This is a genomic window from Bacillota bacterium, assembly GCA_013314855.1.
Lineage (GTDB): Bacteria > Bacillota > Clostridia > Acetivibrionales > DUMC01 > Ch48.
In genome coordinates this window covers 1-25,551 of record JABUEW010000014.1, presented here as the reverse complement: position 1 = coordinate 25,551, position 25,551 = coordinate 1, and the positions used below count along the sequence as shown (strand labels likewise).

The window sequence follows — 25,551 nt, the reverse complement described above, 5'->3', positions numbered from 1 at the left end:
TACTAAATGGAGGATTTGTTAAGATGCTTACCGGCAAAACTTGCAGAGAGTTTGTGGATATACTTGCTTCAAGGGAACCTGTACCGGGAGGGGGAGGAGCATCAGCCTTTGTGGGTGCTCTTGGTATGGCCTTGGGAAGCATGGTAGGGAACCTTACCCTGGGGAAAAAGAAATACGCAGATGTACAGGAAGATATACAGGCTATACTAAAAAAGGCGGAAATACTTCAAGAAGAACTTATTACTCTTGTAGAAAAAGATGCAGAAGTCTTTGAGCCCCTCTCAAAAGCATATGGCCTTCCAAAAAACACGGAAGAAGAAAAGAAAAGACGGGATGAAGTTATGGAAGAAGCCTTAAGGACGGCTTGCAGTGTTCCACTGCAGATTATGGAAAAGTCCCTGGAGGCGATAGAACTTCATGAAGAACTCGCACTTAAAGGCACCAGGATAGCAATAAGTGATGTGGGTGTAGGTGTGCTTTTCTGCAAATCGGCTTTAATGGGCGCAAGCCTTAATGTATTTATTAATACAAAGATGATGAAGGATAGGGAATATGCAGCAAAAATTAATAAAAGAGTTGAAGAGATGCTTGAAGAAGGTAAAAAAAGAGCCGACAGGGTTTACAATGAAGTTGAAAGCGGAATAAAGGTACAGTAAGGAGGTTTCTAAATGGCGTTAATAATGAAGGGCTCAGAAGTAACTAAAGCTATGAAGGATAAAATGATAATTGAAGTGGAGGAACTAAAAAATAAAGGTATTTTACCTACATTGGCGATAGTGAGGCTGGGTGAGAGGCCTGATGACCTTGCTTATGAAAGAGGGGCAATAAAAAGGTGCGAAAGCGTAGGGATAAATTGTACTGTATTTGCATTTTCTGAAGACATATCCGAAGAAGGGTTAATAAATGAAATAAATAAAATAAACGTAGATGGAAATATACACGGGATACTAGTGTTTCGCCCTTTGCCGAAACATATAGATGAAGAGAAAATAAAAGGGATAATATGTCCTGATAAGGATGTTGACTGTATGAATCCTGTCAACATAGCAAAGGTTTTTGCAGGAGATGGGAGCGGTTTTGCACCGTGCACTCCTGAAGCGGTTATTGAGATGATTGATTATTACAAAATACCTGTAGAGAGTAAAAACGTGGTTGTAATAGGCAGGAGCATGGTTGTAGGGAAACCCCTTTCAATGCTGCTGCTAAAAAAACACGGGACTGTAACAATCTGCCATACGCGGACAAAAAACCTTGAGGAAATCTGTAAAAGGGCAGATATTTTAATTGCAGCAGCGGGAAAAGCAAAAATGGTAAACAGGAATTTTATTTCGCCCAGTACCGTTGTTATTGATGTTGGGATTAATGTCGACCCGGATGGCAACCTTTGCGGCGATGTTGACTTCGATAGTGTCGCAGATATTGCCGGGAGCATAACACCGGTACCGGGAGGTGTAGGAACTGTAACTACTTCAGTTCTTGCAAAACACGTAATCCAGGCGGCAAGAAAAGCATATGAGAAGAATCAGTGAAAAATAGAATATACATTTCGCAATGTTTCTGTCATTATATGGGTCATATTTAAAAAATACGTCCCCAAAGAGAGTTTTTTTTATTTCTTTTCTATGTTATAATTCTATATAATAAGTTCTTGGCTAAAAAAATACCAGTAGAATGGGGGGAGATGTTATTTTGTTCAAGAAAGTCTCTAAATATTTGTTCATAGTAATTGTAATTTTGTTTGCTTTATTTTGGTTAAGTTCAGGGTTTTACACGGTAAAGTCGGGCGAAGAGGCAGTTGTATTGAGGTTTGGAAAATACGAAAGGACTGTATCAAAGGCAGGTTTGAACTGGCATTTTCCTGCACCGGTCGAGCGTGTGGACAAGGTTAATGTTCTGGAAATAAAAAGACTTGAGTTTGGATACAAAACACTAAAAGAGGGTGGTCACAGACAATATCCAACTTATGCCGATGTGCCGGTTGTAGAGTCTCTGATGTTAACAGGGGACGAGAATCTGGTAAATGTTGAGACTGCTATACAATACAAAATTAAGGATGTGGTTGATTATCTTTTTAATGTTAAAAATCAAGAAGGAACACTGCAAATAGCTGCTGAGTCTGCAATACGGAGAGTTATTGCAAACCATATCCTCGATGAGGTCCTTACAGAAAACAAGTTTGAAATCCAACAGGAAATAAAAGAAGATTTGCAGAAAATTTGCGATAATTACAAGCTTGGTGTTAATATAATTGCAGTCCAGTTACAGGATGTTTACCCTCCTGATGAAGTGGATTCAGCTTTCAAGGATGTGGCAAATGCCAGGGAAGACAGGAACAGTTATATTAATGAAGCTGAAAGTTACAAGAATGAGGTTATTCCAAGGGCTAGAGGTAATGCTGCTGCCATGATAAACGAGGCTATAGCCTATAAGGAGAAAAGGATTGCAGAGGCAAAAGGTGACGTGGCTAATTTTATTCAAATACTGGAGAAATATGAACATGGCAGAGAAGTTACCAGAGTGCGTATGTACCTTGAAACTATGGAAGAAGTGCTTCCAGGTATTGAAAAGTATATAGTAGACTCTGATGGAAATTTGATTAAGTTTTTGCCCCTTGAGCAGAATCCGGTTTTAAAAAATGAGGCAAATAAGTGAAAAGTTGAGATGTTTAAAACTAAACCATTATAAAAAGCAATACCGTGGATGAAGTGAATGAAAATCAGCGGAAGGAGGCTTAAAACCATCATGGACGGCAATCCAAATTTTGATTATATTAATATGAAAATGAATAAAAAATTTAATTTTTCAGATTATAAAAGATTTTTCAAACTAGTGGGAATAATTGCTCTTGCCGTTATTCTATTAAGTATAATTTTCAACATGTTCTTCTTTCAGGTGGATGAGAGGGAACAGGCGGTAGTAAAGCAGTTCAATGAAGTAGTAAAGATAGTTGTGAATGAAAAGACAGAGAACCTTTTGAAAGCTATTGAAGAAAATCCCCAGTTCAGAAAGATAAAAATATCCGACAGGAAAGGGTTACATGTAAAAGTTCCTTTTATCCAGACAGTCGAAAAGTTTACAAGCATGCTTCTTACTTATGATACGGATTCCAGGGAAGTGGTTACTAGGGATAAAAAGAAACTGGTACTTGACAACTATGCCGTGTGGAGAATAAATAACCCTGCATTGTTTTATTCCTCCCTTGGAAATGAAAGAGCTGCCCATACCAGGCTGGATGATATTATCTATTCCAAACTCAATGAAGAAATTGGAAAAGTAGAGTCTCATGTGGTAATATCTGACAAAAATTTTGTGGCAGACATGCTGCAAAGAATAAAAGAAAGCACAAATGAGCAGGTAACAAGTTACGGTATGGAAGTAGTGGATGTAAGAATTAAGAGGACGGATTTCCCGGAAGAAAATTACAACAATATTTTTAACCGGATGAATACTGAAAGGCAGCGAGCTGCAAAATCATACCGTTCAGAAGGGCAGGAGGAAGCCCAGAAGATACGTTCAGAAGCAGACAAAGAGGCAACTATTATTGAGGCACAGGCATATGAAGAAGCTGAACGGATAAAGGGCGAAGGTGATGCTGAAGCTCTGCGGATATATGCCGAGGCATATAACAGAGATCCTGAATTTTATGCCTTCTGGAGGACTCTGCAGGCATATAAGAAGACATTAAAAGAAAATACGAAAATAATAATTGATTCAGATTCTGAATTTGCAAAGTATTTGTTTGATGTACGATAGATGCGTAAATGTAAATGGAAAAAATATCTAAACTTATTGGGGGAATGATTTTTCCAATTCTTCAATATTGGCAAGAGTTATTCTCCCTTTTATATCTGCAAGGGGCTGGTTTTTTGCTTTTATGACTTTTTCCAGTTCGGAAATGGAAAAATCAAGTTTGCCTTTTGCATCTTGTTGTTCTTCATTTAATATATTCTTTAATACCGCCCACGTAGATTTCAAGTTGTTAATATCAAGTTCAGCCTGGATCCAATTGGCTGTCATTGAATTCAACATTGCATTTCTTACATAGTATCTTACTCTTTTAATTTCTGATGGGAATTTAGTCCTGTAGAGGGAAAATAAATCAGGTATATAGGCGTAAAGATAGTTTGCTGCCATAAGAGTGTTTGTTTTGTTTTTGGATATTATAGTATTCGTTAAACTATTAAGGGCATTGCTAAAATCATCAATTGTTTTTTGGTTTGCTCCCTTTTTTACGGCATCAGGCAAATAGGAATTCCAAGTATAGTGCATTTTATTAATAATAGGGGTAATTTCCTCCCAGGTATCAGTTTGCCGGGTTTTACCGCTAGTATCCTGTTCTTGCTGTGTACTTGCACTGTCTTTTTCGTCATTTTTGCCTTCACTTTCTTTTTTACCCTCTTCCTTCTCATTCTTTCCTTCTTTATTCTCTTTTTCATTATTTTCAGAACCCTGCGATTCTTGATTAGGCTTTTTTTCTCCTGTTTCTCTACCTTTTTCTGAATCCTGTAACTGCCCTGTTGTCTTTTCTTCTCGTATACCTACTGCAGGACCGTCAAGAGATTTAATGATTTTTTCTATGCTTTCTTCCATTTCTTTTAAATCATCAGGTACTTTATCGGATTGTTGATTTCCCTCTGTCGATTGATCTCCTGGAGAAGGTTTTGTATTTCGTGTGCCACAACCTGTTAATGATAATGCATACATGAAAAAAACAATGCATAGCATTATGATGGTAAATTTAGAAAAAACTGCCTTTATTTGATTTAACCTTATTCTGTTAAATTTTTTAATTTCATGCTTGCCAATAATGACCATAATTCCCGCATGTAAGTTTGCGTGTCCCTCCATTTAAATTTTCACTTTTAGTATTTGATAATACCCATCAATAATATTCATAAATATATTTTTGTAAAAAATAGAATTAATGTTTTTTATTTTGGTAACCTATGTTAAAATATAGTAGGTAAAAATAAAAAAAGAGGGGTTGTATTATGAGTGTCTATGAAATAATACTTAGGAGAAGGACAATCAGGAAGTTTAAGCAGGAAAAAATAAAGCGGGAGGTTTTATTGAAACTTATTAATGCTGCCCGCCATGCGCCATCGGGAGCAAACTTACAGCCTATAAAATATGTAATTATAGATGACCCTGAAAGGGTAGAGAAGGTATTTGCGCATTTAAAATGGGCAGGTTATCTAGCCCCCTACGGAGATCCCAAAGAGGGTGAACGACCTGTAGCATATATTATTGTATTGGCAGACACTGCAATAAGAAGAAGTGGTTATGAGCTGGACATTGGTGCGGCAATACAGAATATTTTACTTGCCGCAGAGGAGGAAAATATAGGTACCTGCTGGATTGGGTCGGTTGATAGGGAGGCAGTGAAATCCATATTAAATATTCCTGGCCAATACATAATTGACAGTGTTGTTGCACTTGGGTATAAAGCAGAAAATCCTGTTGTTGAAGATGAAAATGGTTCAATAAAGTACTATAAAGATGGAAATGGGGTACTGCATGTACCAAAAAGAAAACTGGAGGATATAATATTAGAAGTGTGAGATTAGAGTATAAAGTTGAAATGTGAGAGTTGAGGAAAAACTATTTTTATCCGGATTTTGCAAGGACATATCAAATATTCCAGTATGACCTGCCAATTTGTCCAGATGGTTTTATAGAAATAGTAAGGTTTTATAGAAATAGTAAGTAGAATATATGGGAATATATGGGAATATATGGGGGATTGAAATGGAGAATATCCGTATTTCACTGTTAGACCTTTTTATTGCATTATCTGATGTAATGGATATGATAAGCCCAGAGTTAGATGGTCATCATAAGCGTGTTGCTTATATTAGCCGGGCAATTGGAGTGGGAATGGGAATAACGAGGGAGGAGCAAAGAGACCTATTCTTAGCATCACTTCTCCATGACTGTGGAGGTATATCACTTAAAGAGAGGCTCGATGCACTAGAATTTGATGTTATAAGTTCCTATAAGCATGCTGAATTAGGTTACCGACTCCTTAAAAGTTTTAAGCCTCTTGAAAAAATAGCGGTAATTATAAAACATCATCATGACAATTGGAAAAAGCAGAATAATAATTCTTCACAAGTGCCTGTTGAAAGCTATATTTTACATCTGGCGGACAGGGTTGATGTTCTGATAGATAGAAGAAGGGAATTGGTTGGACAAACCAAAAAAATAAAGGACAGGATACATGAAGAATCAGGCGAAAAATTTATGCCTGAAGCTGTAAACGTATTCCTTAAAGTAGCCGAACCCATATCTTTTTGGCTGGATATAATGAACTTCCCTCGAGATGAATGTAAAATCAATGACCAGATTTACAATATTACTTTGGGTGAGCAGGATATATATACGGTAACTGAGCTTTTTGAGCGTATTATTGACTTCAGGAGCAGATATACTGCTACCCATTCTAGTGGTGTTGCTGCTGTAGCAGAACTTCTTGGGGCTTATTCGGGGTTATCCAAAAATGAGCAGAGAAAACTGAAAATTGCAGGCCATTTACATGATCTGGGCAAGTTGGCTATTCCAACAGAAATATTAGAAAAAACTGGTAATTTGACAGAAGAAGAAATAAATATCATAAAAACTCACACTTATTATACTTACAGAATTTTAAAGAAGGTGAGCGGTCTTGAAGAAATAAGCGAAATGGCAGCTTTTCATCACGAAAGGCTTGATGGAAAAGGTTATCCTTTCTCTTTAAAAGGTGACGAAATCTCATTTAATGCCAGGATAGTTGCTATTGCAGATATTTTTACAGCTATCACTGAAGATAGACCTTACAGAAAGGGAATGGACCTAGAAAAGAGCTTATGGATTTTGGAAAAAATGGCTGAAAACAACGTTATAGATAAAGATATTTTACTTGTCTTAAAAGAAAACTACAATAGTATAAATTCAGAGCGAATTAAAGTACAAAATATTGCTGTAAAAGAATATAACGAATTTATCAAAGAGTAGCAGCAACATTCTTTTTTTATCATTAATTTTTTATATTGCTAAATAATTTTTATGTTACTTATCTTGTATACAATAAACGTATTGTATATAATAGAAATGGCCGGAAAAGCTTGATACGAGCAGCTATTATGACCTGGTAATAAATTATTTTAATTTTATTTTTGTTTGATGTTGAAAGGAGTATGATGGAATAATGAATTTCCTTGAACAAATTATTGAAAGGGCAAAAGCAGACATTAAAACAATAGTATTGCCTGAAAGTACAGACATGAGGGTTATTAGAGCAGCAGCTATAATATTGGAGAAGAAGATTGCTAATGTTGTACTTGTGGGCAACAAGGAAGAAATTGCCAAGGCAGCAGGTAATTTGGATGTATCCGGAGCCCAAATAGTAGATCCTCTGAAGTCAGAAAAGTATGATGACTATGTAAACACTTTTTATGAGCTTCGGAAGGCAAAAGGTGTTACTATTGAAAAGGCGAAAGAGATTATGAAAAACCCAGTTTATTGGGGTGTTATGATGGTAAAAAAAGGTGAAGCAGATGGAATGGTATCAGGCGCAGTAAATTCCACTGCTGATACTTTAAGGCCGGCTTTACAAATTTTAAAAACTGTACCCGGGGTAAAACTTGTTTCAGCCTTTTTTGTAATGGTTGTTCCAAATTGTGAATATGGCTATAATGGGACATTTATTTATGCAGACAGCGGCCTTGTTGAAAATCCAAATGAGGAGGAATTGGCAGAAATAGCAATTGTATCAGCTAAATCTTTTAAATTGCTTGTTCAGGCAGAACCTAAAGTTGCCATGCTTTCATATTCTTCCTATGGGAGTGCAAAAAGCGAGCTTACAGAAAAGGTTATAAAAGCTACTAAAATAGCTAAAGAAAGAGCACCTTATTTGATTATAGACGGTGAGTTACAGGCAGATGCTGCATTAGTACCTTCAGTAGCAAAAATAAAAGCTCCGGGAAGTCCAGTGGCAGGTAAGGCTAATGTATTGATATTCCCTGATTTAAATTGTGGAAATATTGCATATAAATTGACACAACGGTTGGCAAAAGCAGAAGCCTATGGACCTATTACCCAGGGAATGGCAGCTCCCGTTAATGACCTTTCCAGAGGATGTTCAGCTGAAGACATTGTTGGTGTAGTTGCAATAACTGCAGTCCAGGCACAGGCCATAGCTAAGTATAATTAGTGATGGGGGTTGGTATAGTATGAAAAAGATTTTAGTAATTAATTCAGGAAGTTCTTCCTTAAAATTCCAGTTGATTGATATGACTACCGAAACTATACTTGCTAAGGGGTTATGCGATAGGATAGGAATAGATAATTCTATTCTTAAATATACCAAATACGGTAATAATACTATTATTATAGAAAAGAACATGCCGGATCATAAAACTGCAGTACAGGAAGCAATTACTGCTTTAACAGATAAAGATTTGGGTGTTATATCGGATATGTCGGAAATATCTGCAGTTGGACACCGAGTGGTACATGGAGGAGAAAAATTCCATAATTCAGTAATCATTGATGAGGAAGTAATGAAAGCCGTAAAAGAATGTATTAAGCTTGCACCTCTTCATAATCCTCCCAATATAACAGGGATAGAAGCATGTAAAGAAATAATGCCAAATACTCCTATGGTTGCTGTTTTTGATACGGCATTCCATCAGACAATGCCTAAATATGCATATTTATATGCACTGCCATATGAATTGTATACGGAACATGGAGTTCGTAAATATGGATTTCATGGGACTTCACACAAGTACGTAGCCCAGAGAGCTGCAGCAATGCTAAACCGGCCTCTGGAAGAATTAAGGCTGATTTCTTGCCATCTCGGGAATGGTGCAAGTATTTGCGCCATAAAGAATGGAAAATCGGTAGATACCAGTATGGGTTTTACACCACTTGCAGGTTTGGCAATGGGAACCAGAAGCGGTACAATTGATCCGGCTGTTGTATTTTTCTTAATGGAAAAGGAAAAAATGTCTATAGAGGAAGTAAATGAATACTTGAATAAAAAGTCGGGGGTACTGGGCATATCCGGTGTAAGCAGTGATTTTAGGGATATACAGGTTGCAGCAGATAATGGAAATGAAAGAGCTCAACTTGCAATTGATGTTTTTTGCTACAGGGTTAAAAAGTATATCGGAGAGTATTCGGCAGTGACCGAGGGAGTAGATGCTGTTATATTTACTGCAGGAATAGGAGAAAATAATGAAATTGTAAGAGAAAAAGTACTAAAGGGGTTAGATTACCTGGGAATTAGTATAGACTGGGAGAAAAATAAAAATGCAAGGGGTAAAGAAATTGATATAAGTACAGAGGATGCAAAGGTCAGGACCCTTGTAATACCTACAAATGAAGAATTGGAAATTGCCAGAGAGACCCTGAAACTTACGGCTTCAAAATAATTACGGGACAAGATTGCACAGCCAAAATATCACTCTTGACAAGGCTTATGTTAGTTAGTATAATTACTTTTGTCAGTTTTAAGAGGTGGGGCTTATGAAAATCAATATATCGGATATTTTAAAAAATGAAAGCGGTTGTTTAGAGATAGAATATAATGATAAGGTTGAAGGACTCGAAAGCCCAATAAATGGTTACACTTTGCCTGGAAACGTTAGTTTTAAAGGGACTCTAACTAGATTGAAAGGGTTATTAAACTTTGTAGGCATTATAAAGTTTGAATATGATATTAATTGTTACAGGTGCTTGAATAATATTCACGGAAATATGTCAATAGGGGTTAATGAAAATATACTTAATGCCGCAAGGGTTACCCCTCAAGATGATGTATTTACTTATGAAGGTGATTACCTTGATATAGATATAATACTAAAAAATTATATTATTTTAAATTTACCTATGAAACAGATCTGTAGTGATGAATGTAAAGGACTTTGCCCAATATGTGGAAGCAACCTGAATGAGGGAAAGTGCAGTTGTAGTGAGGAAAGGTATGTAAATCCGCAAATGGAGGTTCTGAAGTTTTTTTTTGAATAGTAGACTTGTAAATGGAGGTGTAACAGATGGCAAACCCAAAGCGGAAATGGTCTAAGGCAAGGACGGGGAAAAGAAGGTCTCAATGGAAATTGTCGGCTCCAGCGCTTGTGACTTGTCCTCAGTGTCATAAATTGACATTTCCTCATAGAGTTTGTAAGGAATGCGGTTATTATGATAGGAAAGTAGTTTTAAAGAAGGCACAAGCTAAATAAGTTCCATAGAACCAACTTAAAACCATGAAAACATATGAAAGCAGCAGTGCGCCAAACTGCTGCTTTTTGACTAAATAACTGCTTAATGTAAGTTTAGAGGATAAGAGTCAAGATGAACAATGGAGGATAAGAGTCCAGGTGAGTAATAAAAAAGGTGCTATAGTGCAAAGAGTTTTGCCGGGGAGTATTGCCGAGGAAGCGGGAATTAGTACGAGAGACCATATTTTAACTATTAACGGAGAGAAAATAGAAGATATTTTCGATTACAAATTCTTTATAGCTGAGGATATGCTGAATATCAGGGTACAAAAGGACGATGGGGATATATGGGAAATAGATATTGAAAAAGATACTTATGAGGATTTGGGAATTGAGTTTGCCGACCCCTTGTTTGACAATACAAAAAAGTGCACAAATAAGTGTATTTTTTGCTTTATAGATCAGTTACCTAAAGGTATGAGGGAAACCCTTTACTTTAAAGATGATGACATTAGATTGTCATTTTTAATGGGGAATTATGTAACCTTGACCAATTTGAAGGATAAGGATATAGATAGAATAATAAGGTACCGCATGTCTCCCATAAACATTTCCGTTCATACAACCAACCCATCTTTGAGGGTATTCATGCTTAGAAATAAATTTGCCGGAAATGTGCTTGAGAAGATAGTAAAATTGACTGATGCGGGCATAAACGTAAATTGCCAGGTGGTACTGTGTAGAGGAATTAATGATGGTAAAGAGTTGGACAAGACCATTGAGGATCTTTCCAATCTATATCCGCGAGTTCACAGTATTTCAGTTGTACCGGTAGGTATAACCAGGTATAGAGAGGGTTTATTTGATTTAATACCCTACGATAAGGAAGAAGCTTGTAATATTTTAACACAGGTTAAAGCCTGGCAAAAGAAATTGCTGGTGGAAAAAGGTTCGAGAGTGGTTTACCCTGCAGATGAGTTCTATATAATGGCTGGCTATGAAGTTCCAGGGCATGAAGAGTATGAGGGTTTCCCTCAATTGGAAAACGGCGTTGGCCTTGTTTCTTTGTTTAAATATGAATTTTATGAATACTTGCACAAGCTGGAAAAACAAAATATGCCCTGTGGAGTTAAAAAAATACCTCATAGGGCTGTAAGTATAGCAACCGGAATTTCTGCGTACAAGCTTATAAAAGAGCTGACAGATGAATTGGAGAAAAGGTATAATGATGTTAAAATAAATGTATATCCCATAGAAAATAGATTCTTTGGGGAATATGTAACTGTAGCAGGGCTTTTAACAGGACAGGATATTGTTAATGAGCTAAAAGATAAAGAATTGGGATGTGAGCTGTTGATTCCTGAAACAATGCTTAAGTTCGACCGGCAGGTATTTTTAGATGACTATACGGTGAAATTAGTAGAAAGTATTTTGGGTGTAGAGTTAAAAGTTTTGGAAGTAAACGGTAAAGCATTTGTTGACGGGATTCTAGGACGAGTAACCTGATAAGCTTTTGGAGGTGAAATGATGTCAAAACCTATTGTAGCAATAGTAGGAAGGCCTAATGTAGGCAAGTCCGCTTTATTTAACTATATTGCAGGAAAAAGAATATCAATTGTAGAAGATACGCCGGGTATAACCCGTGATAGGATATATACTGAAGCAGAATGGAGAAACAGAAAGTTTATTTTGATTGATACAGGCGGAATTGAGCCTTATGCCCAGGATGAAATAATGCAGCAAATGAGAAGACAGGCGGAAATTGCTATTGAAACTGCTGATGTTATTGTTTTTATGGTTGATGCCAAAGAAGGACTGACCTCTTCGGACTATGAAGTGGCCAATATGCTTAGAAAAACAAATAAACCGGTACTTTTGACAGTAAACAAGGTTGACAGAATTGGAAATACACCGCCGGAGGTGTATGAGTTTTATAACCTTGGTATGGGAGAGCCAATTCCTATTTCATCTATACATGGTTTAGCTATAGGAGAACTTTTAGATGAAATATACAATTATTTTCCTGAAGATGATGGTGAGGATTTAGACGAAGATACAATTAAAGTGGCGGTTGTCGGGAAACCGAATGTAGGGAAATCATCCCTTATAAACAGGATTCTTGGGGAAGAAAGGCTTATTGTAACAGATATCCCCGGAACAACAAGAGATGCCGTAGATACTTATGTAGAAAAAGGTGAGGATAAGTTTATATTTATAGATACTGCGGGGATAAGGAGAAAAAGCAGGATTACAGATAACATTGAAAAGTATAGTACAATTAGGTCATGGACTGCTATAGAAAGGGCAGATGTGTGCCTGATTATGATTGACGCACAGGATGGTGTTACAGAACAAGATACTAAGATTGCCGGTTATGCCCATGAAAAGGGTAAAGCATCCATAATTGCAGTAAACAAATGGGATTCTGTAGAAAAACAAACAGGTACCCTTGAAGACTATGAAAAGCGGGTATTAGAAAAATTGAGTTTTATGATGTATGCTCCTGTGTTGTTTATTTCTGCATTAACAGGACAAAGAGTTGGACGCCTGTTCGATTTGATAAAGCAAGTATGGGAACAATCTGCATTAAGAATACCTACAGGAGTTTTGAATGAAGTAATAAATGAAGCAACAGCAATGGTACAGCCTCCATCTGATAAGGGGAAGAGTTTAAAGATTTATTATATAACTCAGACGGGTATTAAACCGCCAAGTTTTATTATTTTTGTGAATAATAAAGAACTGATGCATTATTCTTATGAAAGGTATCTTGAAAATCAACTCAGAAAAACATTTGGGTTTAAAGGTACTCCAATAAAGTTTATTATAAAGGAGAAAGAAAGTGAGGTAATGTTTTGATGGATACAATTCTTAGGATTGTCATATCTGCAGCTATCGGTTATCTTTTGGGTAGTATAAACAGCTCATTGGTTATCGGCAGGTTTTATGGGGTTGATGTAAGAAAACATGGCAGTGGAAATGCAGGCGTAACCAATACTTTGAGGATACTCGGGAAGACTGCTGCCCTGTTAGTATTAATTGGAGATGCTTTAAAGGGAATTATTTCCTGCTTTGTGGGCTACTATATTGCAGGGCAAACGGGGGCCATTGTTGCAGGAGGATTTGCTATTATTGGCCATAATTGGCCCGTGTATTTTGGATTTAAGGGCGGAAAAGGAGTCCTTACATCTTTTGCAGTTATGGTTTTTATTGACTGGAAATTGGCAATAATAGCACTTGGTGCTTTTATAGTTGTTGTCTTATTAACAAGATACGTATCTTTAGGTTCTATTACAGGAGCAATCATTTTGCCTATCCTGGCTATTTTGTTTAACCGTAGTATTGAGCTTATAGTCTTTTCTATAGCATTAGGATTTCTAGTAATTGTAAAACACCACTCAAATATTGAAAGGTTAATAAATGGTACAGAATCAAAGCTGGGTAAAAAGACAGGGTGATATTATGGGAAATAAAAATATTTCGATTATTGGGGCCGGGAGTATGGGTACGGCGCTTTCAATATTGCTGGCAGGAAATGGACATAAAGTAAAAATATGGTCACCTTTTACAGAAGAGGTAGATATGATAAATCAAACGAGGGAGCAGGTTGAAAAGCTTCCAGGTGTCAAAATACCTGAGGGTGTATTCTGTACAGCAGATATTGAAGAAGCTTTAAGGAATACACATATGGTTGTACTGGTAATTCCATCACAAACAATAAGGTCAAATGTAAAAGTTATTTCAAGTTATATAAATGATGAGCAGATAATTGCATGTTTTTCCAAGGGACTGGAGGAGAGTACGGGGCTTCGCCTCTCAGAAGTAGTCTTGCAGGAGATACCAGGGGCAACTTATGTTGCGCTTTCAGGCCCATGTCATGCGGAAGAATTAGCCCTGGGGATACCTACAGCCTATGTTGCCGCATCGAGTAATAAGCAGGCTGCTGAATATGCCCAGGATATATTTATGTCTTCTAAATTCAGGGTTTACACTAATCAAGATATCATTGGGGTTGAGCTGGGCGGTGCATTAAAAAATGTTATAGCATTATGTGCGGGAATATCCGATGGCCTAGGCTATGGTGACAATACTAAAGCTGCATTAATAACAAGGGGGATTGCAGAAATAACTAGGTTAGGGATGGCTCTTGGAGCCCATCCTCAGACTTTTGCAGGACTTGCGGGCATAGGTGATTTAGTTGTTACATGCACCAGCATGCATAGTAGGAATAGAAGGGCAGGGATACTGATTGGCAAAGGAAAATCAGTAAATGAAGCAATTAGTGAGGTTAAAATGGTAGTGGAGGGGGTAACAACTACAAGAGCCGCATATAACCTTGCAAAGCGTGAAAATATTATTATGCCTATAACTTTTGAAGCATATGATGTTCTGTTTAATGGAAAAGACCCTGAAGAGGCTGTTAATGATTTAATGACAAGAGATAAGACTTATGAAATGAGGGGAATAAAATAGCGGAAGTATTATAAGCGGACTATAACTTAAAAGCCGTGTTTTTTTTATAATGTGACGGAGAAACACCTACTGTTTTCTTAAACATTCTATAAAAATTAGAATAGTCATTAAACCCACACATGATTGATGTATCGGTAATATTGTACCCTTCAGATAACAGCCTTTTAGCTTTCGAAATCCTTTTATACAAAATATATTCATGAATATTGCTGCCGGTATGTTTTTTAAATAGTCTGCTAAGGTAATACTTGTCTATATAAAAGGTTTTTTCCAGAGCCTGAAGAGATAGATCCTTTTCAGGGTTTTTATCAATAAAGTCTATTATTGAGGCAAGTTTTTCAGGGATCTTGCTGTACTCATCTTTATTCTCCACTGCATTATATATATTATATATCTTATTAATATTTACTAAAAGTTCAATAAAAGCAGTAAACTTTAGGATGCTGCAATAAGCATTTACATTTGTGCTATAATGTCCCACCTTTGATAACATATATTGTATTTCATCTATCTGTGACTTGTTTAAACTTACTCTGTTATATTCTCCTTTGGGCCTATCGACAAAGCATGATATCAAATCTAGGCCCGGAGAACTGAATACTTGGACTATAGAAGGATCAAAATGGATTACTATTCTCTCGTATTGTTCTCCTGGAGAAATTGAAGGCCTATGTATTTCATGGTTGTTCATTATCAGCAGGTCGCCGTATTTGAGGTGGTATACTTTATTTTCAATAAAATAGTTTACATTACCTGAAATAAAAAAGTATATTTCGAAGAACTCATGAAGGTGAAAATCCATTCCTGTATATGTATTGGTTTTGCTATGAGAATAATTAATTATACCGGAGGGATTCTTAAAATATTTTTTAAATACTTCATCCATTGTTTTCACATTCCATACTGTTAATATTTAATATTAAAAGCAAAAAAAGCAATCTATTGGCCAATAAAAGCAAAGACTTTGCTTTTATAATATATTATAATAAATAAAATGAAGAGTGTAAATGAGGGGGCATATATTTTCTTCACTTAAATTAAATGCACCCGGCTTAAATGTACCCTTAAATAGGAGAATTTTAAGCATGGAAGATCAAGAAAGATGGAGGTATGATTTTATGGATACTAAGAAAATTGTTGCGCAATTATATACTGTGAGGAATTTTACGCAAACTCCTGAAGATATTAAAAAGACCTTGCATAGGGTTAAGGAAATAGGCTATGATGCCGTGCAGGTGTCGGGGTTTGGCGCAATAGATCCTTATCATCTAAAGGATTTGGCAGATGAGGCCGGTGTAAAAATTATAGTAACTCATATGCCTTATAACAGGATGATAAATGATTTTGATGCGCTTGTAGAAGAACATAAAATTTGGGACTGCGAATATATAGGCTTGGGCAGCATGCCGCCTGAATATAGGAAAAATGCAGAAGGATTTGTAAAATTTGCGAAGGAATTTTCAAAGATTGCCCGGAAATTTGCGGATGAGGGGCTTAAATTTGTGTACCATAATCACAAATTTGAATTTGAAAAATTTGATGGAAAGACAGGCATGGAAATACTTCTAAATGAGACAGATCCTGAAGTATTCGGCTTTGAGATTGACACATACTGGGTGCAGGCAGGAGGTGCTGATCCTGTAGAGTGGATTAAGAAGGTGAAGGGGCGCATGGATGTAATTCACCTTAAAGATATGGCTATAAAAGAAGACAAACAGATATTTGCTGAAATTGGGGAAGGGAATCTAAATTGGCCTGCAATCCTAAATACATGCAAAGACATTGGAGTCAAATGGTATTGTGTAGAACAGGATATTTGCTTGAGGGATCCCTTTGAGAGCCTTGCTATAAGTTTCAGGAACCTTAAAAGCATGTAGCCTGGATATGGGGCAAATGGTGCGAAGTTTTGGCGGCACGGGGATACATGCCGTTAGAATAAAAAAGGGAGGTAATGAGTATATATGGGTAAATTTATTTTAAGTGCTTTTGCAGATGAGATAGATGCTAATCTTACAACACAGATGGATGTTTTGGAGCAACATGATATAAAATATATTGAAATGAGGGGGGTTAACGGGAAAAACTTGGTACGGCATTCTCTTGATGAGGTGAAAGAGATTAAAAGTGAGCTTGATGATAAAGGTTTTAAAATATCTGCTGTAGGTTCTCCAATAGGTAAAATAATGGTTACTGATGATTTCAAACCACATTTGGAGCTTTTTAAACACACGCTGGAGATTGCATGTATCCTTGAAACCAAATATATCAGGATGTTCAGTTTCTATATACCCAAAGGCGAGGATCCTGCTTTATATAGAGATGAAGTTATGAGAAGGTGGGAAAAGTTTATAAAGGCAGCAGAAGGTTATGACATAACACTTCTTCATGAAAATGAAAAAGATATTTACGGAGATACCGCCGAACGATGTCTTGATTTGCTTAAGACTATGGATTGTGATTATATGAAGGCAGTATTTGACCCTGCCAATTTTGTACAGTGTGATGTTGAAACTTATCCTCATGCATATAGGTTACTAAAAGGTTATATTGCCTATTTGCATATAAAGGATGCGGTAGCAAAGGACAAACAGGTTGTGCCGTCGGGTTATGGTGACGGTAAAGTTAAAGATATTTTACAGGACTTGTATAACGGCGGATTTGAAGGTTTCTTATCTTTAGAACCCCATTTGGGCTCTTTCCGTGGTTTTACCGAGCTTGAACTCCATTCAAAGATAAATGACCTGCCTGAGGGGGGCCCAAAGCAGTTTGCTATCGCTGTACATGCTTTAAAGAAGATTATTGCAGAAATACAAAGTTAACATTACATGGAGGGTTTGATATGAAAAAAGTTAGGATCGGAGTTATTGGATTGGGTAATATGGGTTTTAATCACGCAAAATACATATTCAAGGGCACGGTGCCGGGGGGTGAATTGAGTGCGGTATGTGACATCAACCAATCCCGGCTTGAACTGGCAAAGGAAGAATTTGGAGATAAGGTACGAAGATTTGATAATACCGACTTGTTTTTTGCCAACGCTCCTGTTGATGCAGTTTTAATTGCCACTGCCCATTATACACACCCTGAATTTGCAATTAAGGCATTTCAACACGGTTTACATGTCTTGATAGAAAAACCTGCAGGAGTCTATACAAAGCAGGTGAAGGAAATGAATGAAGCGGCGGAAAAAAGCGGTAAAGTATTCGGTATTATGTATAATAACCGTACAAACCCATTATACCAAAAGGTAAGAGATTTATTGTTAAATGGAGAGTTGGGAGAGATTAAAAGGACAAATTGGATAATAACCACATGGTATCGCACACAGAATTATTATAATTCAGGAGGATGGCGGGGCACATGGGAAGGAGAAGGCGGGGGTGTGCTTCTTAATCAGGCTCCGCATCAGCTGGACCTTTGGCAGTGGATATGCGGTATGCCCGTGAAGGTACGTGGTTTTTGCCATTTTGGTAAATACCACGATATTGAGGTTGAAGATGATGTAACAGCTTATGTTGAATATAAAAATGGTGCTACCGGAGTATTTATTACAAGCACAGGAGAAGCTCCTGGGACAGATCGCCTGGAAATAACCGGAGATAGAGGAAAGATCGTGGTAGAAGATAATAAAATTATATTCTGGCGTTTAAGATATTCCGAAAGGCAATATAATGCTGATTTTAAGGGGATGTTTGGCAGTCCGGAATGTTGGAAATGTGAAATACCTGTCAGTGGTTCTACAACAGGTCATGTAGGGATAACCTCCAATTGGGTTAACTCAATCCTAAATGGAACACCACTGCTGGCACCCGGTGTAGAAGGAATAAATGGGCTTGAGATATCCAATGCAATATATTTATCAACCTGGATGGATGACTGGGTGGAGATACCTGTTGACGAAGACTTGTTTTATAAAAAACTTCAGGAAAGAATACAAGCATCCATTAAATAATTGTAAAATATAGTAAAGTATGCTATAATCAATGAAGAACTTTGTTGATGAGGGGAGTTTTTAGTATGAATGAAGCCCAAATTGTCGTATTTTCTCTAGATGGCTTACCTTTTGGGGCAAGTGCTGAAGAGGTTGAAGAGGTTGTTGAGTATAGCATATTACAAGGGGAATACGGGAATAGTGAAAACAAAATGCCTTATATGGAAGGGTATACCAATGTTCGGGGCAATATGATCCCGGTTGTGAATTTAGGAAAGTACCTGGGGTTAGAAGGAACAACCGTACCTGATGATCCTAAAATTATACTGGCAAGAGCTAATAAAATCCTTGTGGGTTTCGCTGTAAATAATGTTTCTAGAATATTGAGATTAAAGGGTAAAGCTATACAGGATACCCCAAGGATAATTACTACTCCGGAGAATGCCTGTATAAAAAAATTTGCAATAGACGGTGAATTGCTTTTTCCCATAATTCATTTAGAAAGTGTACTCCCTGAGGAGGCGTTGAGGTCATTATCAGGCACCTAAACATTAAACCTGAATAATACCACATCGCCGTCCTGGATAATGTAATCTTTTCCTTCCGAACGTATAAGGCCTTTTTCCCGAGCAGCAGTATATGAGCCGCATTTGACCAATTCTTCATAAGATATTACTTCTGCCCGAATAAAGCCCCTTTCGAAGTCACTGTGAATTTTACCTGCAGCGTGAGGGGCTTTTGTCCCTTTTACAATTGTCCACGCTCTGGATTCTTTGGGTCCGGTTGTAAGAAAGCTTATTAATCCTAATAATCTGTAACTTGCCTTGATAAGTTTATCAAGTCCTGTTTCTTCAAGGCCCAGAAGGTTTAAAAACTCCCTCTTCTCTTTATCATCAAGTCGGGCAATCTCTTCTTCAATTCTGGCACATATAACTATAACTTCAGAGGATTCTTTAATTGCAGCCTCTTTCAGTTGAAGATAGTAAGCATTACTATCAATAGCTTTTATGCTTTCTTCAGATACATTAGCTGCATATATTATAGGTTTACTTGTAAGAAGAGACAACTGTTTTACTAGAGGTAATTCTTCTTTGTCAAATGTCAAGGCCCTTACAGGCATTCCTTTTTCCAAGTTATCTTTTATTCTTTCATATATATTAAGCTCAATCTTGTATCTTTTGTCACTTGATTTAAGCATTTTTTGGGTTTTGTCTATTTTCTTTTCTATAGACTCAAGGTCTGAAAATATGAGTTCCAGGTTGACGGTTTCCATATCCCTTGGAGGATTTATAGACCCGTTTACATGGACTATGTTACTGTCTTCAAAGCAGCGTACTACATGAACAATAGCATCAACTTCCCGGATATGGGATAGAAACTTGTTTCCCAGCCCTTCGCCTTTACTAGCACCTTTAACCAAACCTGCAATATCAATAAACTCTATTGTGGCAGGGACTATTTTCTCTGAGTTACTCATTTTTCCGAGGACGTTTAGCCTTTCGTCAGGGACCGGGACAATGCCAACATTGGGTTCGATAGTGCAGAAAGGGTAATTAGCGCTCTCTGCACCTGCTTTAGTCAATGCATTAAACAATGTGCTTTTTCCTACGTTTGGCAAACCTACAATACCTAGCTTCATTTGAGTAACCTTCCTTCTATAAAATAATCCATCAATTTATAACCGGCTTCTATAAAAATACCTGTATTTTTTGCCTGAAATTCATCATAACTCTGGACGCCAGAGGATTTTCCATAACTGCTGTCATATATTATGAAGGGTACAGGGTCAGATGTATGAGTCCTTAAGGATAGCGGTGTTGGATGGTCGGGAAGAATAAGTATCCTGTAATGGCCAAAATACCTTAATCCCCCAAGTAGCCTTCCCACTATATGCTCATCAATTAATTCAATAGATTTTACTTTATTGTAAATTTCATACCTATGACCACATTCATCCGGTGCTTCAACATGAATGTAAACAAAATCACGGCCCGATTCAAGCTCTTCAAGGGCAGCATCTGCCTTACCCCTGAAATTGGAGTGAATGTTACCGGTAGCCCCTTTTACATGGACAGCTTTAAGACCCATGCATATACCCAATCCTTTAACAAGGTCTACCGCAGATATCACTGAACCTTCCAGATTATACTTTTCAAAAAAAGTTGGAATAGATGGTTTTTTACCTTCTCCCCATAGCCATATGGAGTTGGCGGGTCTTAAACCCCTATTAACTCTATTTTTGTTTATATAGTGATTTTTTAATATGTTATAGCTCTCTACCATCATATTAAGCAGGACTGAACCATTTTTGCCTTTAGGGACAAAGGGTGCAATATTTTTCCCCAGAATGTCATGGGGAGGAGTAAGATCAAACCCTTCCGGAGCATTTTTCCAAACCATACAATGACGATAACTTATCCCCGGGTAAAAAACTATTTCCGGAGACTTAAAATGTCGGTTGATTTCATTAATAATTTCTGTAGCTTCTTCAGAGGATATTTCATCTGAACTATAATCAACCATTATCTTATCAGTATAGTTTTCCTCATTAGACAGGGTTACCAGATTACACCTGAAAGCCAAATCTTTTGTATCAAGGTCTACTCCCATACTTATGGCTTCAAGGGGTGATCTTCCTGTATAGTATATTTCCGGGTTGTATCCCATTACCGATAAATTTGCCACATCACTTCCCGCAGGCAAAGTATCCGGTATAGTTTTAACCAAACCAACAATGCCCTTAGAAGCAAGAATATCTATATTCGGCTTTTTTGCGTATTGTAAGGGGGTTTTGTCTCCTAGTTGGGATATAGGATAATCTGCCATTCCATCCCCAAGAATTACTATATATTTCATAAAATCAATCCTTTTTTCATTTTTTCAACTTCTCCTATTATAGCAGAATCATATTGATTTGGTAAAGTGAAAATTTCAACTCTTTAAGCACTGCTTTCCTTACCATCACAGAATAATTTGCAAAATGTAAAATAATTGATTATAATGTTATTGTGGTATTTATATTCCGGATAGGATAATTTGTAATGAGTATGGTGTTTATGTAAGTTTTAAGGAGTGCGTTTAATGATAGATATGAATGTTATATTTGAAGATGAATTAAGGGCCAGGGGATTGAGATTTACTGCCCAGAGAAAAGCTGTACTGGATATTATTATTCAAAATGAAGGAAAACATTTAAGTCCTGAGGAAATATATGGCCTTGTCAAGATTAATACACCTGAAATTGGAGTAGCAACAGTTTATAGGACTCTTATGCTCTTGGAAGATATGGGGTTTGTGCATAAAATTGACCTGGATGATGGAAAAGGTAGATATGAACTTAATAAAAGTGAAGAAGATCATCTACATCACCATCTAATTTGCGTAAAATGCGGTTCTATTTCTGAAGTAAAGTATGACCTTCTGGAGTTGCTGGAAGAACAGATTTTAAAAGAAAATGAATTTCTGGTAAAAAACCATAGCGTAAAGTTTTACGGTTACTGTAAAGAATGTTTAAAATCCAATGGAAACAGAAACTCTTAACCACGCCTGCAATAAATTGTAGAGGTTATAGTTTCGGCTGAAAGACGACAGAAGTAAAAGAGAAGTACCCGTTTTTGAAAAGACGGGTACTTTTAACAGTGTTGATTTCAATTTAACCCAATATACTCAATAGTATCCCTGCCGCTACTGCTGAACCTATAACACCTGCTACATTTGGTCCCATGGCATGCATAAGAAGGAAGTTACTTGGATTTGCCTCTTGACCTACCTTCTGAGATACCCTCGCTGCCATAGGCACGGCAGAGACACCCGCAGAACCAATTAAAGGATTTACTTTTCCGCCTGTTGCCCAGTACATGATTTTTCCAAATAATACTCCTCCGGCTGTACCTAATGAAAATGCAGCAAGACCTAACACTACTATACCAATGGTCTCTTTATTAAGAAATCTATCTGCAGTTGCTGTAGCACCTACCGAAACTCCAAGGAATATGGTAATGATATTAATCAATTCATTTTGAGCAGTTTTGTTTAGCCTTTCAACAACACCGCTTTCTCTAAAGAGATTTCCAAGCATGAGCATACCTACAAGGGGGGCTGCATTAGGTATGAACAATGAAACCAGAATAGTAACTATAATTGGGAAAACCACTTTTTCAAGTTTGGAAACTGGCCGCAATTGACTCATTACTACGCTGCGTTCCTTTTTGGTAGTAAGAAGTTTCATTATTGGTGGTTGAATTATAGGTACAAGGGCCATATATGAATAAGCGGCTATTGCTATGGCACCCAGCATATCGGGAGCCAGTTTGCTTGCTACAAATATAGCAGTGGGGCCATCCGCACCGCCTATTATACCTATGGCGCCTGCCTGTTGTGGCGTATACCCAAGAATTAATGCACCTATAAATGTTGTAAATATTCCGAGTTGAGCTGCTGCTCCAAGTAAAAGACTTTTTGGATTTGCAATCAATGGTCCAAAATCTGTCATGGCACCAATACCAAGGAAAATCAACGGAGGGTATATGCCTAGTTTTACACCTTGGTACAGGTAATATATCAAACCTCCCTCATCATAGGAGCTAAGATTTGCCATGGGAATATTAGCAATGAGCATACCAAAAGATATAGGAAGAAGCAAAAGAGGCTCATACTTTTTGACAATCGCCAAATATATTAAAACACAGGCAATCAGTATCATTAAAAATTGCTTCCAGTCACCCTGGATAAAACCTGAATTATTTAAAAGCTCACTTATAGTATTAGTAAATTCCGAAAACATATTCAAATTCCATCCTTCTTTTTAGATAGATTAAATTATAAATTATAAATTATTGACTTTTAAATACGGCTGCTGATTTGTTCAGCTAACCCTGCAGAACTCCAGGCAGGTGAATCATTACATATTCTTTTGAAAGATTTAATTTTAACCTTAAAATCTGGAGCTTGCTTCATACTTGCCATTACTGCTGCAGTTAATACAGCAATGAGTTCACTTTCATCTTTCTCGACAACTACGGCATTATCCTTCTCGGCAGCTACGGTATCTTTTTTAATATTTGTCGGATGGAGTATGTCTTGGGCTTTTGAATTATTAGCAACTATTCTATTATTTGAAATTTTTAAGGCGAATACTTTGCTGGTAAAAAATATCATAAACGCCAATATAATCAAAGCTGTAAAAACAACAAATAATCCAACAAATGTTACTGTTAACGCTAGTTCCACACTTGCACCTCCTTATTTGTTATCAAAACACAAACTTACCCATTATGTTAAAGTTATCACAAAATGATACGTTAAGTCAATACGTAAAGAAATTTTTTACATAATAAATTTGTTGATGTGTTATTGAAATATGAGTTGTAGTAATATGTGTTTTAATGTATATTTTAATATGAGGAGTGAAATGTATGCATCAGTTTTCAAGGACAGAAATGTTGATAGGAAAAGAAGGACTGAAAAAACTTAAACAAAGCAAAGTAGCAGTATTTGGAATAGGTGGTGTAGGTTCTTTTGCTGTTGAGGGGCTTGTAAGGGCAGGTGTGGGTTCTATACTACTTATTGATAGTGATTGTGTAGACATAACAAATATTAACAGACAAATACATTCGACAATGAGTACTATAGGAAGACCAAAGGTTGAAGTAATGAAGGAAAGAATACTGGATATAAACCCTATGGCCCAAGTGTATGCTTATCAAAAGTTTTTTACCGGGATTAATGCTCATGAGATGATACAAAGTGATTATAGCTACATTGTCGATGCAATAGACACTATACCTAGCAAAGTAGAACTTATAGTAACAGCCAAAAAAATGGGAATACCTATAATTAGCAGTATGGGTGCTGGAAATAAGCTGGATCCGTCTAAGTTTGCCGTATCCGATATATACAGTACTTCAGTATGTCCCTTCGCCAGAATTATGAGAAGAGAGCTTAAAAAAAGGGGGATTGAATCTCTGAAGGTGGTTTATTCTACGGAAAAGCCAATAAAAGTGACGGATAATGGCACTAATGCAAGGAAAGTTCCTGGGAGTATTTCTTTTGTACCTTCAGTTGCCGGACTTATAATTGCTGGGGAAGTTGTAAAAGACTTAATAAAGGAGATGCTTATATGTTTTCAAAACGGATAAATATTTTTACAGGCCATTTTGGCAGCGGGAAAACTGAAGTTGCGGTAAACTATGCTTTAAAATTATCGGAGATGAGTAATAGAACGGCCATAGTAGATTTTGATATAGTAAATCCATATTTTCGGACAATGGATGTAAAAGAGTATTTAGAAAACAAGGGAGTATGGGTGATTGCTCCTGCCTATGCAAATACGAATGTGGATGTGCCTGCACTACCTCCGGAAATAAATACATTATTGGAAAATAAAGATTATAGAGTTGTTTTTGACGTGGGTGGTGATGACCTGGGCGCTACAGCCCTATCCAGATATAAAGAAGAGATTTTGCAGGAGGATTATGGGCATTTTTTTGTTGTGAACATAAAAAGACTTATGACAAATACAGTTGAAAAAATTGAAGAAATGTTTTTTGCTATAGAAAAAAGTTCAGGTTTAAAGATAAAGGGGATTGTAAATAACACTAATTTGCTGGGAGCTACAACCGTCTATGACCTGTTGGAAAGTAAGGAAGTTATTGAGAAGGCTGCCCTTAAGTTGGGCGTACCTGTTATGTTTACAAGTATATTGTCTACATTATTTAAAGATACAGAAAGCCTGGAATATGCTGGTATTACAGGGGATATTCTCTATATGGAAAAAATGATTCATCTTCCCTGGGAGAAAGGGCGCATTTTCTTCCCATGACCCATTATATTCCAGAAACGGTGCTCCAGGCCTCTAGAGCCTGTAAATTCACTTCGGGGCAAATCAAACTCGCAAAATAATTTTGAATAAAATTTAATAGCACATCAATGTAATTATTTTGCTCA

At 36.9% G+C, this 25,551-nt stretch carries 28 protein-coding genes; 22 read left to right on the top strand and 6 right to left on the bottom strand.

Annotation, left to right across the window (positions count from 1 at the left end; all coding sequences use genetic code 11):
- Positions 1-23: 23 nt before the first annotated feature.
- From HPY74_03795 to hflC, 4 genes are all read left to right on the top strand, one after another.
- Entirely contained in the window at positions 24-656 is a 633-nt protein-coding gene (locus HPY74_03795; GenBank protein NSW89801.1) for a cyclodeaminase/cyclohydrolase family protein, read from the top strand.
- 12 nt (positions 657-668) lie between these two features.
- Complete coding sequence (locus HPY74_03790) at positions 669-1,529, top strand: bifunctional 5,10-methylene-tetrahydrofolate dehydrogenase/5,10-methylene-tetrahydrofolate cyclohydrolase (GenBank protein NSW89800.1); 861 nt, start codon at positions 669-671, stop codon at positions 1,527-1,529.
- Positions 1,530-1,689: 160 nt separating this feature from the next.
- Positions 1,690-2,652, top strand: coding sequence for an FtsH protease activity modulator HflK (hflK, locus tag HPY74_03785; protein NSW89799.1), 963 nt, complete (start codon positions 1,690-1,692; stop codon positions 2,650-2,652).
- Between the two features lie 57 nt (positions 2,653-2,709).
- Positions 2,710-3,753 carry a protease modulator HflC gene (hflC, locus tag HPY74_03780; GenBank protein NSW89798.1) on the top strand — a complete coding sequence of 348 codons (1,044 nt, stop codon included), beginning with the start codon at positions 2,710-2,712 and terminating at the stop codon, positions 3,751-3,753.
- Positions 3,754-3,786: 33 nt separating this feature from the next.
- On the opposite strand, the gene HPY74_03775 is transcribed toward hflC, so the two are convergent.
- A complete protein-coding gene (locus tag HPY74_03775; GenBank protein NSW89797.1) occupies positions 3,787-4,848 on the bottom strand; it encodes a hypothetical protein in 1,062 nt (353 codons plus the stop codon).
- A 143-nt stretch (positions 4,849-4,991) separates the two neighbouring features.
- Here HPY74_03775 and HPY74_03770 point away from each other — a divergent pair, with 143 nt between their 5' ends.
- The 11 genes from HPY74_03770 to HPY74_03720 all read left to right on the top strand — a co-directional run bounded on the left by HPY74_03770 (position 4,992) and on the right by HPY74_03720 (position 14,675).
- Entirely contained in the window at positions 4,992-5,561 is a 570-nt protein-coding gene (locus HPY74_03770; protein ID NSW89796.1) for a nitroreductase family protein, read from the top strand.
- Between the two features lie 29 nt (positions 5,562-5,590).
- Positions 5,591-5,710 carry a hypothetical protein gene (locus HPY74_03765; protein ID NSW89795.1) on the top strand — a complete coding sequence of 40 codons (120 nt, stop codon included), beginning with the start codon at positions 5,591-5,593 and terminating at the stop codon, positions 5,708-5,710.
- Between the two features lie 38 nt (positions 5,711-5,748).
- A complete protein-coding gene (locus HPY74_03760; protein ID NSW89794.1) occupies positions 5,749-6,993 on the top strand; it encodes an HD domain-containing protein in 1,245 nt (414 codons plus the stop codon).
- A 193-nt stretch (positions 6,994-7,186) separates the two neighbouring features.
- A complete protein-coding gene (gene pta, locus HPY74_03755) occupies positions 7,187-8,191 on the top strand; it encodes a phosphate acetyltransferase (GenBank protein NSW89793.1) in 1,005 nt (334 codons plus the stop codon).
- Between the two features lie 19 nt (positions 8,192-8,210).
- Entirely contained in the window at positions 8,211-9,416 is a 1,206-nt protein-coding gene (locus HPY74_03750; protein ID NSW89792.1) for an acetate kinase, read from the top strand.
- Between the two features lie 94 nt (positions 9,417-9,510).
- Positions 9,511-10,011, top strand: coding sequence for a DUF177 domain-containing protein (locus HPY74_03745; protein NSW89791.1), 501 nt, complete (start codon positions 9,511-9,513; stop codon positions 10,009-10,011).
- A gap of 26 nt (positions 10,012-10,037) precedes the next feature.
- The gene (gene rpmF / locus HPY74_03740) at positions 10,038-10,223 is read left to right on the top strand and encodes a 50S ribosomal protein L32 (protein ID NSW89790.1); all 186 of its coding nucleotides are present in this window, start codon (positions 10,038-10,040) and stop codon (positions 10,221-10,223) included.
- Between the two features lie 78 nt (positions 10,224-10,301).
- On the top strand, positions 10,302-11,708 hold the full coding sequence (locus HPY74_03735) for a DUF512 domain-containing protein (GenBank protein NSW89789.1): 1,407 nt from the start codon (positions 10,302-10,304) through the stop codon (positions 11,706-11,708).
- Between the two features lie 21 nt (positions 11,709-11,729).
- Complete coding sequence (gene der / locus HPY74_03730) at positions 11,730-13,061, top strand: ribosome biogenesis GTPase Der (protein NSW89788.1); 1,332 nt, start codon at positions 11,730-11,732, stop codon at positions 13,059-13,061.
- Positions 13,061-13,660: a glycerol-3-phosphate 1-O-acyltransferase PlsY gene (plsY, locus tag HPY74_03725; GenBank protein ID NSW89787.1), complete on the top strand. Its 600-nt coding sequence runs from the start codon at positions 13,061-13,063 to the stop codon at positions 13,658-13,660. The genes der and plsY overlap by 1 nt, the downstream gene beginning before the upstream one ends.
- 4 nt (positions 13,661-13,664) lie before the next feature.
- The gene (locus HPY74_03720; protein ID NSW89786.1) at positions 13,665-14,675 is read left to right on the top strand and encodes an NAD(P)H-dependent glycerol-3-phosphate dehydrogenase; all 1,011 of its coding nucleotides are present in this window, start codon (positions 13,665-13,667) and stop codon (positions 14,673-14,675) included.
- A 19-nt stretch (positions 14,676-14,694) separates the two neighbouring features.
- On the opposite strand, the gene HPY74_03715 is transcribed toward HPY74_03720, so the two are convergent.
- Positions 14,695-15,561 carry a helix-turn-helix transcriptional regulator gene (locus HPY74_03715; protein NSW89785.1) on the bottom strand — a complete coding sequence of 289 codons (867 nt, stop codon included), beginning with the start codon at positions 15,559-15,561 and terminating at the stop codon, positions 14,695-14,697.
- 232 nt (positions 15,562-15,793) lie between these two features.
- On the opposite strand from HPY74_03715, the gene HPY74_03710 reads away from it, so the two are divergent.
- The 4 genes from HPY74_03710 to HPY74_03695 all read left to right on the top strand — a co-directional run bounded on the left by HPY74_03710 (position 15,794) and on the right by HPY74_03695 (position 19,154).
- Complete coding sequence (locus HPY74_03710) at positions 15,794-16,552, top strand: sugar phosphate isomerase/epimerase (GenBank protein NSW89784.1); 759 nt, start codon at positions 15,794-15,796, stop codon at positions 16,550-16,552.
- Between the two features lie 84 nt (positions 16,553-16,636).
- A complete protein-coding gene (locus HPY74_03705) occupies positions 16,637-17,494 on the top strand; it encodes a sugar phosphate isomerase/epimerase (protein NSW89783.1) in 858 nt (285 codons plus the stop codon).
- A gap of 20 nt (positions 17,495-17,514) precedes the next feature.
- Positions 17,515-18,627 (top strand): Gfo/Idh/MocA family oxidoreductase, encoded by a 1,113-nt coding sequence (locus HPY74_03700; protein ID NSW89782.1) that lies wholly within the window; start codon positions 17,515-17,517, stop codon positions 18,625-18,627.
- Positions 18,628-18,692: 65 nt separating this feature from the next.
- Entirely contained in the window at positions 18,693-19,154 is a 462-nt protein-coding gene (locus tag HPY74_03695; protein NSW89781.1) for a chemotaxis protein CheW, read from the top strand.
- Here the strand turns inward: HPY74_03695 and ychF are convergent.
- Together ychF and HPY74_03685 are read right to left on the bottom strand one after the other, a co-directional pair.
- Positions 19,151-20,245, bottom strand: a complete 1,095-nt coding sequence (ychF, locus tag HPY74_03690; protein ID NSW89780.1) for a redox-regulated ATPase YchF — start codon at positions 20,243-20,245, stop codon at positions 19,151-19,153. The two genes, HPY74_03695 and ychF, sit on opposite strands and share 4 nt — an antisense overlap.
- Positions 20,242-21,462 carry a cofactor-independent phosphoglycerate mutase gene (locus HPY74_03685; protein ID NSW89779.1) on the bottom strand — a complete coding sequence of 407 codons (1,221 nt, stop codon included), beginning with the start codon at positions 21,460-21,462 and terminating at the stop codon, positions 20,242-20,244. Before HPY74_03685 ends, ychF begins: the two co-directional genes overlap by 4 nt.
- A 234-nt stretch (positions 21,463-21,696) precedes the next feature.
- Between HPY74_03685 and HPY74_03680 the strand changes: the two genes are divergently transcribed.
- Complete coding sequence (locus tag HPY74_03680; protein ID NSW89778.1) at positions 21,697-22,146, top strand: transcriptional repressor; 450 nt, start codon at positions 21,697-21,699, stop codon at positions 22,144-22,146.
- Positions 22,147-22,258: 112 nt separating this feature from the next.
- On the opposite strand, the gene HPY74_03675 is transcribed toward HPY74_03680, so the two are convergent.
- Positions 22,259-23,389, bottom strand: a complete 1,131-nt coding sequence (locus tag HPY74_03675) for a sodium ion-translocating decarboxylase subunit beta (GenBank protein NSW89777.1) — start codon at positions 23,387-23,389, stop codon at positions 22,259-22,261.
- A gap of 59 nt (positions 23,390-23,448) precedes the next feature.
- On the bottom strand, positions 23,449-23,835 hold the full coding sequence (locus HPY74_03670) for an OadG family protein (protein ID NSW89776.1): 387 nt from the start codon (positions 23,833-23,835) through the stop codon (positions 23,449-23,451).
- Between the two features lie 185 nt (positions 23,836-24,020).
- Between HPY74_03670 and HPY74_03665 the strand changes: the two genes are divergently transcribed.
- Complete coding sequence (locus HPY74_03665) at positions 24,021-24,743, top strand: tRNA threonylcarbamoyladenosine dehydratase (protein NSW89775.1); 723 nt, start codon at positions 24,021-24,023, stop codon at positions 24,741-24,743.
- Complete coding sequence (locus HPY74_03660; GenBank protein NSW89774.1) at positions 24,725-25,426, top strand: hypothetical protein; 702 nt, start codon at positions 24,725-24,727, stop codon at positions 25,424-25,426. The genes HPY74_03665 and HPY74_03660 overlap by 19 nt, the downstream gene beginning before the upstream one ends.
- Positions 25,427-25,551: the final 125 nt, after the last annotated feature.